At 56.5% G+C, this 10,999-nt stretch carries 10 protein-coding genes; 3 read left to right on the forward strand and 7 right to left on the reverse strand.

The window, feature by feature from the left end; all coding sequences use genetic code 11:
* Positions 1–2 precede the first annotated feature (2 nt).
* From hofC to nadC, 4 genes are all read right to left on the reverse strand, one after another.
* Complete coding sequence (gene hofC / locus ACMGGP_RS02105) at positions 3–1,202, reverse strand: protein transport protein HofC (protein WP_010671833.1); 1,200 nt, start codon at positions 1,200–1,202, stop codon at positions 3–5.
* Positions 1,195–2,580 carry a type II secretion system protein GspE gene (gspE, locus tag ACMGGP_RS02110; RefSeq protein ID WP_010671834.1) on the reverse strand — a complete coding sequence of 462 codons (1,386 nt, stop codon included), beginning with the start codon at positions 2,578–2,580 and terminating at the stop codon, positions 1,195–1,197. Before gspE ends, hofC begins: the two co-directional genes overlap by 8 nt.
* Positions 2,567–3,022: a prepilin peptidase-dependent pilin gene (gene ppdD / locus ACMGGP_RS02115; protein WP_010253922.1), complete on the reverse strand. Its 456-nt coding sequence runs from the start codon at positions 3,020–3,022 to the stop codon at positions 2,567–2,569. The genes gspE and ppdD overlap by 14 nt, the downstream gene beginning before the upstream one ends.
* 174 nt (positions 3,023–3,196) lie before the next feature.
* On the reverse strand, positions 3,197–4,093 hold the full coding sequence (gene nadC, locus ACMGGP_RS02120; protein ID WP_010671835.1) for a carboxylating nicotinate-nucleotide diphosphorylase: 897 nt from the start codon (positions 4,091–4,093) through the stop codon (positions 3,197–3,199).
* Between the two features lie 197 nt (positions 4,094–4,290).
* Between nadC and ampD the strand changes: the two genes are divergently transcribed.
* Both ampD and ampE read left to right on the forward strand, forming a co-directional pair.
* Positions 4,291–4,842 carry a 1,6-anhydro-N-acetylmuramyl-L-alanine amidase AmpD gene (gene ampD, locus ACMGGP_RS02125; protein WP_010671836.1) on the forward strand — a complete coding sequence of 184 codons (552 nt, stop codon included), beginning with the start codon at positions 4,291–4,293 and terminating at the stop codon, positions 4,840–4,842.
* 16 nt (positions 4,843–4,858) lie between these two features.
* Complete coding sequence (gene ampE, locus ACMGGP_RS02130) at positions 4,859–5,713, forward strand: beta-lactamase regulator AmpE (RefSeq protein ID WP_010253930.1); 855 nt, start codon at positions 4,859–4,861, stop codon at positions 5,711–5,713.
* Here ampE and ACMGGP_RS02135 read toward each other — a convergent pair.
* The 3 genes from ACMGGP_RS02135 to aroP all read right to left on the reverse strand — a co-directional run bounded on the left by ACMGGP_RS02135 (position 5,695) and on the right by aroP (position 9,617).
* Positions 5,695–6,654 carry a glycoside hydrolase family 43 protein gene (locus tag ACMGGP_RS02135; protein ID WP_010253932.1) on the reverse strand — a complete coding sequence of 320 codons (960 nt, stop codon included), beginning with the start codon at positions 6,652–6,654 and terminating at the stop codon, positions 5,695–5,697. The genes ampE and ACMGGP_RS02135 overlap by 19 nt on opposite strands.
* Positions 6,651–8,063: a glycoside-pentoside-hexuronide (GPH):cation symporter gene (locus ACMGGP_RS02140; protein WP_010671837.1), complete on the reverse strand. Its 1,413-nt coding sequence runs from the start codon at positions 8,061–8,063 to the stop codon at positions 6,651–6,653. Before ACMGGP_RS02140 ends, ACMGGP_RS02135 begins: the two co-directional genes overlap by 4 nt.
* 198 nt (positions 8,064–8,261) lie before the next feature.
* The gene (gene aroP / locus ACMGGP_RS02145; protein ID WP_010253939.1) at positions 8,262–9,617 is read right to left on the reverse strand and encodes an aromatic amino acid transporter AroP; all 1,356 of its coding nucleotides are present in this window, start codon (positions 9,615–9,617) and stop codon (positions 8,262–8,264) included.
* A gap of 512 nt (positions 9,618–10,129) precedes the next feature.
* On the opposite strand from aroP, the gene pdhR reads away from it, so the two are divergent.
* On the forward strand, positions 10,130–10,897 hold the full coding sequence (pdhR, locus tag ACMGGP_RS02150) for a pyruvate dehydrogenase complex transcriptional repressor PdhR (RefSeq protein WP_498798098.1): 768 nt from the start codon (positions 10,130–10,132) through the stop codon (positions 10,895–10,897).
* The last annotated feature ends 102 nt before the right edge of the window (positions 10,898–10,999 follow it).

The raw sequence follows: 10,999 nt of genomic DNA on the forward strand, positions 1-10,999 counted from the left end.
CCTTAATGCATCGCATCACCCAGCCCGAACACCGGCAGATACATCGCAATCACCAGCGTGCCGACAATGCCGCCAATCACCACCATCATCATCGGTTCCAGCGAAGCAGCCAGTGTGTCAGCGCGCTCACGGGTTTCTGCCTCATGCCATTCCGCCAGACGAGCCAGCATTAAATCCAGCGCGCCCGCCTCTTCGCCGACGCGAACCAGCTGACCGCATAATGGTGTGAACAGCGGATGATGCATCAGCGCCTGATGCAGAGGATTCCCCTGAGCAATGTGCTGCTGCAGTCCGGCCATTGCTTCCCGCCATAGCAATGATGAGAGCGTGACTTCAACGGCAGCCAGTCCCTGTAGCAAAGTTAACCCGGCGCGCTGTGTCAGATTCAGAATGGTATAGATCTGCGTCAGCTGCGTGCCACGCCATAACCCGGAAAGCAGCGGGATGCGCAGGAAAATCGCCTGTTCACGGCGCTGCCAGCCCGCAGAGCGTCGTCGTAACTGATGCCAGGCTGCCAGCATCAGCGATACGCTGATGGCTAACACCGCTCCCCACTCCTGAAGCGCGGCAGATAACTGCATTACCGCTGCCGTAAAGGCGGGCAGAGGGGCATCAAAGGAGTCATAGACGGCAACGAACTCTGGCAGAACGAACAGCAGCATGCCGCAGGTGACCGCAATCGCCACCAGCAGAATGAACAGAGGATAACGCAGCGCCTTCGTCACCTGATGCCATAACTGCTGTTGCCGGATCTGCTGCCGGGCCAGCTCACTGCAACAGGTATCCAGCTGACCGGTCAGTTCGCCCACCTCCATCAGGGCCGGATAGAGTGCCGGAAAAATCTGCGGCCATTCACGTAAAGCCTGCGAAAAAGGGGCACCGCTGAGTACCCGATGATGCAGGACAAGCATCAGAGCACGCCAGCCTGCATGCGGATGGCCCTCAGCCAGCAAAGCCAGACTCTCTGCCAGCGGCAGTCCCGCTTTGAGCAGGGTTGCCAGCTGACGAATCAGATCGGTTTTGTGCTGCCACTTCCACTCCCTCTGACGCCACACTTTTTCTCGCTTCCAGCTCACCGGCAGAAGATCGCGCTGCGCCAGCATCAGCAGCAGGTTATCACTGTCGATAGCCAGTAGCTGGCCACTGACTAACTGGCCCTGGCTATCGACCGCCTGCCAGCGAAATAAAGACGCATCAGCCATCGTCCAGCCCAATCACCCGTTGCATCTCTTCCAGCGAGGTATCGCCCCGGCTTACTGCTTCCAGGCCTGAAACCAGCAGGGTGCGTAATCCCTGCTGTTTCGCCAGGCTGAGCAGATTTTCCAGCGGCATTTCGGCGGCGATTGCATTTTGCAGCCTGGCATTGATCGGCAGCAGTTCAAACAGCGCCAGCCGGCCAAAATAGCCGGAAAAACAGTGGTCGCAGCCGGGTGCCCGCCAGGTTTGCAAGGTACCGGGCCAGAGTTCCGCAGGATAGTGCGCCACCGCCTGAGCGGGCTGACGGCAGTGGGGACAGAGGCGTCGAACCAGGCGCTGAGCAACAATCAGTTTCAGCGCCGACCCCAGAAGATAACCGGGAATACCCATCTGTCGTAGCCGGGTCAGGGTCTCGGCGGTGGAGTTGGTGTGCAGCGTCGACAGCACCAGATGCCCGGTCTGTGCCGCTTTAACCGCAATCTCCGCCGTTTCAGCATCGCGGATCTCCCCGACCATGATTACATCCGGATCCTGTCTCAGCAGCGCCCGCAGCACGCGATTAAAATCGAGGCCATTTTTAGCATGGATCTGCGTCTGGTTAATGCCGGGCAGGGGGATCTCAATCGGATCTTCAACGCTGCACAGATTTTTTTCCGGCGTATTCAGGGCACTGAGTCCGCTATAGAGCGTAAACGTCTTGCCGCTGCCGGTTGGCCCGGTGACCAGAATCAGCCCTTGCGGCTGCGCCAGCGCGGCGCAGAACAGGCGCAACTGCGCGGCGGGTAAGCCGAGCTTATCCAGCGACAGCGCCGCGCTTTCACTCTGCAACAGCCGGACCACCGCTTTCTCACCACCGTAGATGGGTAAGGTCGCCAGGCGAAAAGAGGCGGGTTTACCAGCGATCTCCAGACTGAACTGACCATCCTGCGGTAACCGGCGTTCGGCGATATCCAGTCCGCCGAGGATCTTCAGTCGCGCCAGCAGCGCAGCAGGCTGGGTGACGGGCAGGGAAGATAGAGGGTGCAATACACCATCGATACGCAGACGCACACGCAGGCCATCACGGCCGGGTTCGATATGTACATCAGAGGCGCGACGCTCCAGCGCCTGACGCAGGATCAGCTGTGTCGCTTCGATCGCTGATTCTGCTGGTGCCTCTTCGCGCGCTACAAGCGGTGTGTCAGCGTGCTGAAGCTGGTCGAGCCGGGCCTGCGGCCAGCATTCAATCTCAATCTGACACTGGCTGGCAAAATGGAGGGCTTCAGCCAGCCCTGGCGGCACGCTCTCCGCGACGGCAACACGCAGCTGGCTGGCATCATGGTGCAAAACCAGGGCGCGATAGCGCTGACATAATGCCGCGATCGCCTCATCAGGCTTGCTCATCGCTGGCTCCTTTATCCGCAAAGCGGAACTGCTGCAGGCAATTGTCACGCAGGCTATTGTTGCTGCTGGTGCAGCTGCGTTGCCAGCTGATGCCGCCCTCGGTGCTGTCCCAGAGAGGCAGCATTTCAACGCTCAGCCCATTCAGGCTCTCCTGGCCGGTCAGCGTAATGACCCCGTTGGTCACGCTCAGTGCTGAGACATAGCGCGATCCCCTGGCAGCAGGAATACCCGCTTCTCCGGCCTGGCACTGCGTCGGGCCGCCGCGCTCCATGGCGCAAAGCTCAACAGCGGTTTTATAGGGCACCATGGTTTGCAGCATGTCGGTAAGGGCAGCACGCTGCAGATAATTTTGATAAGCGGGCAGGCCGATGGCACTTAAGATTGCCACAATACCCACCACAATCATCAGTTCAACCAGCGTAAATCCACGTTGATAATTCATCACATCGTCTCCGTATTAAGAAGGCGACAGGTTAAAAATCGGGGGCAGTAAAAGACAGGCAGAGATGGGCAAACTGGAAAGCGTGATGTGAACAGATTTCAGACTTACAGCGCAGTCGAAACTGCGCCGGAAGCAGGGTCGCAAAATCGCCGTGTTGAGTGACGGCGAGGCAGGCTATTTTTGTTTAAAGCGCATCGAGAGATCCAGCGCCCGCACATGTTTGGTCAGCGCGCCAACCGAAACATAGTCCACGCCGGTCAGGGCGATCTGTGGCAGGGTGGTTTCGGTGACGTTACCGGAGACCTCCAGCAACGCCCGACCCTGATTAAGTTCGACGGCGGCACGCATCGCTTCCAGGCTGAAGTTATCCAGCATCACGATATCGGCTTCCGCTTCCAGCGCCTGACGTAACTCCTCCAGCGATTCCACCTCAACTTCAACCGGCACATCGGGCTGCAACCATTGCGCTCTTTCCACTGCCTGCCGAATCGAACCGCTGGCAATAATATGGTTCTCTTTGATGAGATAAGCGTCAGAGAGGCCCAGCCGATGATTACTGCCACCGCCGCACAACACGGCATATTTCAGCGCAGTCCGCAGTCCGGGCAGGGTTTTACGCGTGTCCAGCAGTTGCGTCTGGCTTCCCGCCAGCAGCGCGACATAGCGGCTGACTTCGGTAGCAACGCCTGAGAGCGTCTGCACAAAATTAAGCGCCGTTCGCTCGGCGGTAAGCAGCAGCCGGGCAGGCCCCTCGATTTCAAACAGCAGCTGGTCAGCCTCGATCTGATCACCATCTTCGACATGCCAGATCAGGGTCGCGTGTGAGCCGAGCTGAATGAACACCTCTTCAACCCAGCGTTTACCACAGAAAACACCGGCTTCGCGGGTGATGACCTGCGCATCGGCCTGGGTATCGGCGGGTAACAGCTGCGCGGTGATATCGCGGTCAGCGTCGATCTCGCCCCCGAGATCCTCTTTTAACGCCAGCGCAACGCTATCCGGAATGTCACTTTCAATGCGTTTAATCAGCGCCTGACGACGGCTGTCGGGATCATAACCACGGGATGACATAGACGTTTTACTCCTGAAAGGGGAATGACAGAGGCGGTCACAATAGCCTGAACCGCCATTCGGTTCCAGCAACTGATAGCATTTTGTTTAGTATCCTTAACACGCAGTGCGTGAATGTCATCAGACCGGCACACTAAGAAGCAAGAATCCTTTATTATTCATGCTATTCTCAGCCAGGTGAAATAAGGAAAACCGCTATGAAAATCAAACAGGGCTGGCTGACCCGCGTGCGTCATGTGCCGTCGCCGCATTGCAACGAACGCCCTGATAATGAGGCACCTTCACTGCTGGTGATCCACAATATCAGCCTGCCACCCGGTGAATTTGGCGGGCCATGGATCGATAAACTGTTCACCGGCACCTTACCGCCCGATGCCCATCCCTATTTTGCGGATATCGCCGCGCTGAAAGTGGCGGCACACTGCCTGATTCGCCGTGACGGGGAGATCGTGCAGTATGTCCCCTTTGATAAACGCGCCTGGCATGCAGGCATTTCGCAGTTCGAAGGACGTGAGAACTGCAACGACTTCTCCATAGGCATCGAACTGGAAGGAACAGACAGTGAGCCTTATAGCGAGGCGCAATATCGGGCCTTGCAGCAGGTGACGCAATTACTGCTGCAACACTACCCGTTAACGCCTGCACGTATCACGGGGCACAGTGACATCGCACCGGTACGCAAAACCGATCCCGGACCTGCTTTTGACTGGGACTACTACAAACAGCTGTTAACGCAGCAAAAATCCTGATTTTTGCGGAGTCAGTATGACGTTGTTTACCTTGTTGTTGGTTTTAGGCTGGGAGCGCCTGTTTAAACTGGGCGAGCACTGGCAACTCGAACACCGGCTGGAGCCGATCTTTCGCCAGCGCCACCATTTCTCAATGATGCGTACCCTGCTGATGACCGTGCTGGCGATGGCGCTGACCGCGCTGGTGATCTGGAGTCTGAAAGGGCTGCTGTTTGGCGTGCTGCAGCTGCTCTTCTGGATTGTTGCCGGACTGCTCTGTATCGGTGCCGGGTCGGTGCGACAGCACTACCACAGCTACCTGAAAGCGGCCAGTCATGACGACGACGCTGCGCATCAGGCGATGGCGGCTGAACTGACGCTGATTCATGGCGTGCCGGTGGAATGCAGCGAGCGCGAGTTCCTGCGTGAACTGCAGAATGCCCTGATCTGGATAAACTTCCGTTTCTACCTTGCGCCAATGTTCTGGCTGGTGGCGGGCGGTCCATGGGGGCCAGTGCTGCTGGTGGGTTACGCTTTTCTGCGGGCCTGGCAAGGCTGGCTGGCAAAGCATGGAACACCGATGGCGCGTTCACAATCTGGCGTGGATGCCATTCTGCATCTTCTCGACTGGATCCCTGCGCGGCTGGCGGGTGTGGCTTACGCCCTGCTGGGTCATGGCGAAAAAGCGCTGCCTGCCTGGTTTGCTTCGCTGACCGATCGGCATCGTTCTCAGTATCAGGTGCTGACGACCCTGGCGCAGTTCTCACTGTCACGCGATCCGCACACCGATAAAGTCGAAACGCCACGGGTTGCCGTGGCGTTAGCGAAACGTACCTCACTGGTACTGGTTGTCGCTGTCGCGTTGCTGACGATTTACGGCACGCTGGTGTAATCGGCAGGCGGCACGCCGAAATCAGGCGTGCCATCTTCCCGCCAGCTGAAATATTTCAGTCGGGTATGGCGGTTCGGATCCCATAACGGATCGCCTTCAATTTCAGTGTAGTTACGCGCGTGGTACACCAGCACGTCGCGTCCCGCCTCATCCTGGGTAAAACTGTTGTGACCCGGCCCATACTGATGGTTGTCCCAGCTGGAGACAAATACCGGCCGTGCAGATTTCTGCCAGGCGGCAACATCGAGTGGGTCGGCATCAGCAGCAATCGACAGTATTCCCAGACAGTAATTCTCATCGGTGGCGCTGGCAGAGTAGGTCACAAACAGCCGATCCCCGTGACGGATAACCGCCGGTCCTTCATTAACGCTAAAGCCTGCGCACTCCCACTCATATTCTGGCCGGCTCAGCATCACCGGCGTGCCTTTCAGCGTCCAGGGATTAAGCAACTCAGCCAGATAGAGGTTAGAGTTGCCGGGAATCAATGGATCTTTCTGCGCCCAGAGATACCAGTTTTTACCCTGATGCACGAAGTGGGTAGCATCCAGTGAGAAGCTGTCGAACTGGCTGAAGACCCGGCGGCAGGGCTGCCAATCGCCCTGCAGCGGATCTTCCGCCTCACACACCAGCGCATACATCCGGTGCTGAAACAGTCCCTCTTTGATTTCACGCGTCGGTGCTGCCGCGAAATAGATGACCCACTGTCCGTCAATGTAGTGCAGCTCAGGTGCCCAGATTAACTCGCTAAAGGGGCCGCTCTCGGGCTTGCGCCAGACGACTACCGGCTCGGCGCTGCGCAGGCCAGCCAGCGTCGTGGCGCGACGGATCTCCAGCCGGTCATACTCCGGCACCGATGCCACAAAGTAATAGTACTGTTCATGGCGCAGGATAAAGGGGTCGGCACGCTGCTCGATAAAAGGATTCGGCAAGATTGCGGTCATTTAACATCTCCGGTTGGCGTGACAACACCGTCGCGCAGGCGAACGGTGTGTAACTCATGGAAGTTTTCGCGGCGCAGCGCGAGATCCTGCTGGATGGTAATCATCATTTTGCGGTCGACCTTCATCAGTCGTACCACACCTGCGGTAATCAGATAGCCGACGCCAGGAATAATGGTGAACAGCAGCATGATGCCGTTAATCGCCTCAGGTGACTGCTGCTTAGCACCTGCATTGTAGCCATAGATCGACAGCAGAAAGCCGACCATCGCACCGGCAACCGCCAGTCCCACCTTGAGGAAGAACAGGTTGCCGGAGAAGCTGATGCCGGTGATGCGTTTGCCGGTTTTCCATTCGCCGTAGTCATCCACATCGGCCATCAGTGACCAGTGCAGTGGAGAGGGGATCTGATGCAGGATATTCAGCACAAAGTAGGCGACCACGACCATCACGGTGGCGTGGGGATCGATCCAGTAGAACCCGCTGGAGAAGAGTGCCAGCGCGATATTGGTCCAGAAGAAGACTTTGAGTTTGCACCAGCGATCGGTGAGCAGTTTCGCCAGCGTGCTGCCGACCATCATGCCAATCACACCCAGGCTGATAAACAGCGTGGCGAAGTGCGTCGACTGGCCCATGACCCAGGTCACGTAATACATGGTGGCCGCCATACGGATGAAGCCGGGACAGACGTTACAGAAGGTCAGCAGCAGAATGCGTACCCACTGATCATTCTTCCAGACGTCACGCAGATCTTTTTTCAGGTCATCATTGCTCGGCACGGCAGGGCGGATACGTTCACGTACCGTGGCAAAGCAGAACAGAAACATCGCCAGGCCAATGGTTGCCAGTACCGCCATCGCCATCTGGTAGCCGCGCGCTTTGTCTTCGCCACCGAACCACTCTGCCATCGGCAGCAGGGACAGAGAGAGTATCAACGTAGCGATGCCGACCATGACAAAGCGATAAGACTGGCAGGAGACGCGCTCACCGGGATCGTTGGTAATCACGCCGCCCAGAGAGCAGTAAGGAATGTTAATCGCCGTGTAGGTCAGCGACATCAGGAAGTAGGTGACGAAGGCCCATATCACCTTGTTGTGATAGGTCCAGTCTGGCGTGGTGAACATCAAAACGCTGAACACCACATAAGGTACGGAAACCCACAGCAGCCAGGGACGAAAACGACCCCAGCGACTCTGGGTGCGATCGGCGATCGCGCCCATAATCGGATCGGTTACCGCATCGAGCACTCTGACCGAGAGCAGCAGGGTCCCCACCAGCGCCGGGGCCAGGCCGAAAACGTCGGTATAGAAGTAGTTCAGGAACAGCATGATGGCACCGCCAATCATGTTGCATCCGGCATCGCCCATGCCATATCCCAGTTTTTCCCGAAACGGGAGGGCTGTACCTTTCATGGTTTTCTCCTGCGCATCCAGTGTGAACAGGAATTATTGGCAGGAAATCAGCGAGATGAACGGGAGTAATTCGTTATGAAGATGGACAAAACAGTTGCGGGGAGAGAAGTGTGAACTGGATCGGGGCAGTTGAGACGGACAGAGAGGCGCGGGTGACGTGCTGCAACCCCGCAGGAGGTCGCAGCACGTGGTAAAGCATCAGGCTTTCTGTGTCTGGTTCTTGATAAAGTAACCCACGCCCAGAATCACCAGCCAGACCGGAATCAGCCAGACAGAGATCGCCATGCCCGGCGTGGTCGCCATCAGTACCAGAATCGCCGCCAGGAAAATCAGGCAAATCCAGTTACCCGCCGGATAGAGCAGCGCTTTAAAGCGGGTGGTTACGCCCTGCTGATCTTTCTTACGACGGAACTTAAGGTGCGCCAGGCTGATCATCGCCCAGTTGATCACCAGCGCAGAGACGACCAGCGACATCAGCAGACCAAACGCTTCACCCGGCATCAGATAGTTGATCAGCACACACAGCGCAGTGGCGACAGCAGAGACCAGAATCGTTAACACCGGCACACCACGACGATCGACCTTCAGCAGCGCTTTCGGCGCATTACCCTGCTGTGCCAGACCAAACAGCATACGGCTGTTACAGTAAACGCAGCTGTTATAGACCGACAGCGCCGCTGTCAGGATGACCACGTTGAGCGCATTCGCTACCATGGCATCGCCCAGCTCGTGGAAGATAAAGACAAACGGGCTGACTTCTGACGTGACACGCGTCCACGGCATCAGTGACAGCAGCACCGCCAGCGAACCAATGTAGAAAATCAGAATACGCCACAGCACCTGGTTGGTCGCTTTTGGAATGCTCACTTCCGGGTTATCGGCTTCAGCGGCGGTGATACCCACCAGCTCCAGGCCACCAAAGGAGAACATGATAATCGCCATGACCATCACCAGACCGCCGATGCCATGCGGGAAAAATCCGCCCTGTTCCCACAGGTTGCGCACGGTAGCCTGCGGACCCGCGTGACCGCTGAACAGCAACCAGCCTCCGAACAGGATCATGCCAATCACCGCAACCACTTTAACGATGGCGAACCAGAACTCCATCTCACCAAACACTTTCACGTTGGTCAGGTTGATAGCGTTAATCATCACGAAGAAGATGGCAGCCGAAGCCCAGGTCGGAAAGTCTGGCCACCAGAACTGGACATATTTGCCAACGGCGGTGAGTTCCGCCATGGCGACCAGCACATAGAGCACCCAGTAGTTCCAGCCCGAGGCGAAGCCTGCAAAGTTGCCCCAGTATTTATATGCGAAGTGGCTGAAGCTGCCGGCGACCGGCTCTTCCACGACCATTTCACCTAACTGACGCATGATTAAAAAGGCAATAAAACCGGCAATTGCATAGCCCAGAATTACGGCCGGTCCGGCGGATTCAATGACCGATGCACTGCCCAGAAACAGGCCGGTTCCCACTGCACCACCCAGCGCGATGAGCTGAATATGGCGGTTCTTGAGACCACGTTTCAGCGCTTCGCCTTGCTGTTGTTCCATACAAACCTCGTGATGTTTTTATTCTTCGTTCGCAGCGCAGGACGCTGTAATGAAGTAGTTACAATAACGTATTGATTATTTTACGGTATCTGGCGTGCTGAATAGTGCCATCTGCTACCCTGGCGACAAGAATAGTGATAAGCGAATCGCTTTGCACCTGCTTTCGCCTTTCGTGCTGAGAGTTGACTGAAAAAACGCCGTCCTGGTCACGTCTGCCCACAGCAACTTCTGCCATGAAATTCCGTTAATGACGAATAGCTTTCACTTATGTCTGCCGCTGCGCTAACGCGCTAAGCGGGTGTAAGGTTTGGTAAAAGTGAAATTATTTAACATTTGCGGTAACGCGAATTTTTCATTTTTTTAACCGCAAGTTAGCGCCAGCACAGGCTTTGGGGGCAGGTGAATGTCGCAGACACCATATAGACACAAGGTGAATACTTTGTTACTTTACCGGCACCTCTTTGCAATTGGTATTACCAATTTACTCCGGACGATTGGCTTAATAAGAAGGGATGATGGCTTACAGTAAGATTCGCCAACCTAAGCTCTCCGACGCTATCGAGCAACAGCTCGAATCGCTGATTATGGAAGGGACCCTGCGTCCGGGAGAGAAGCTGCTGCCTGAGCGCGAACTCGCCAAACAATTCGATGTCTCACGTCCGTCTCTCCGCGAAGCGATCCAGCGCTTAGAAGCCAAAGGATTATTGCTGCGCCGACAGGGTGGCGGAACGTTCGTGCAGGAGAATCTCTGGCAAAGCTTAAGCGATCCACTCGTTGAGCTTCTCGCCGACCATCCGGAATCACAGTTTGATCTGCTGGAAACGCGCCATGCCTTAGAAGGCATCGCCGCCTATTACGCGGCACTGCGCGGCACAGAGGAAGACCTGCTGCGCATTCGCGACTGCCATGTGAATATCCAGCAGGCGCAGGACAGCGGCGATTTAGACGCCGAAGCGGACGCAGTGATGCAGTATCAGATCGCTGTCACAGAAGCGGCCCATAATGTTGTGCTTTTACATTTGCTACGCTCAATGGGCCCTATGCTGGAACAAAACGTTCGCCAGAATTTCGAATTGCTCTACTCGCGCCGGGAAATGCTGGCAAAAGTGAGCGGTCACCGCGCCAGAATCTTTGAGGCGATTGTGGCTCGTGAGCCAGAAAAAGCGCGCGAGGCTTCACACCGTCACCTGGCGTTCATAGAGGAAATCTTGCTGGACAGAAGTCGGGAGCAGAGCCGTCGAGAACGCTCCCTGCGTCGTTTACAGCAACGTAAGGAATAACGTGCGACAAAGATCGTACGGACATGTGCGACGAGCCTGCCTGCATCTGCTTTAACAGGCTCCCGATTATTCAACGTATTAGACACAGATAAGGAACACACC

The organism is Curtobacterium sp. BNK-1 (assembly GCF_048685235.1).
Lineage (GTDB): Bacteria > Pseudomonadota > Gammaproteobacteria > Enterobacterales > Enterobacteriaceae > Pantoea > Pantoea agglomerans.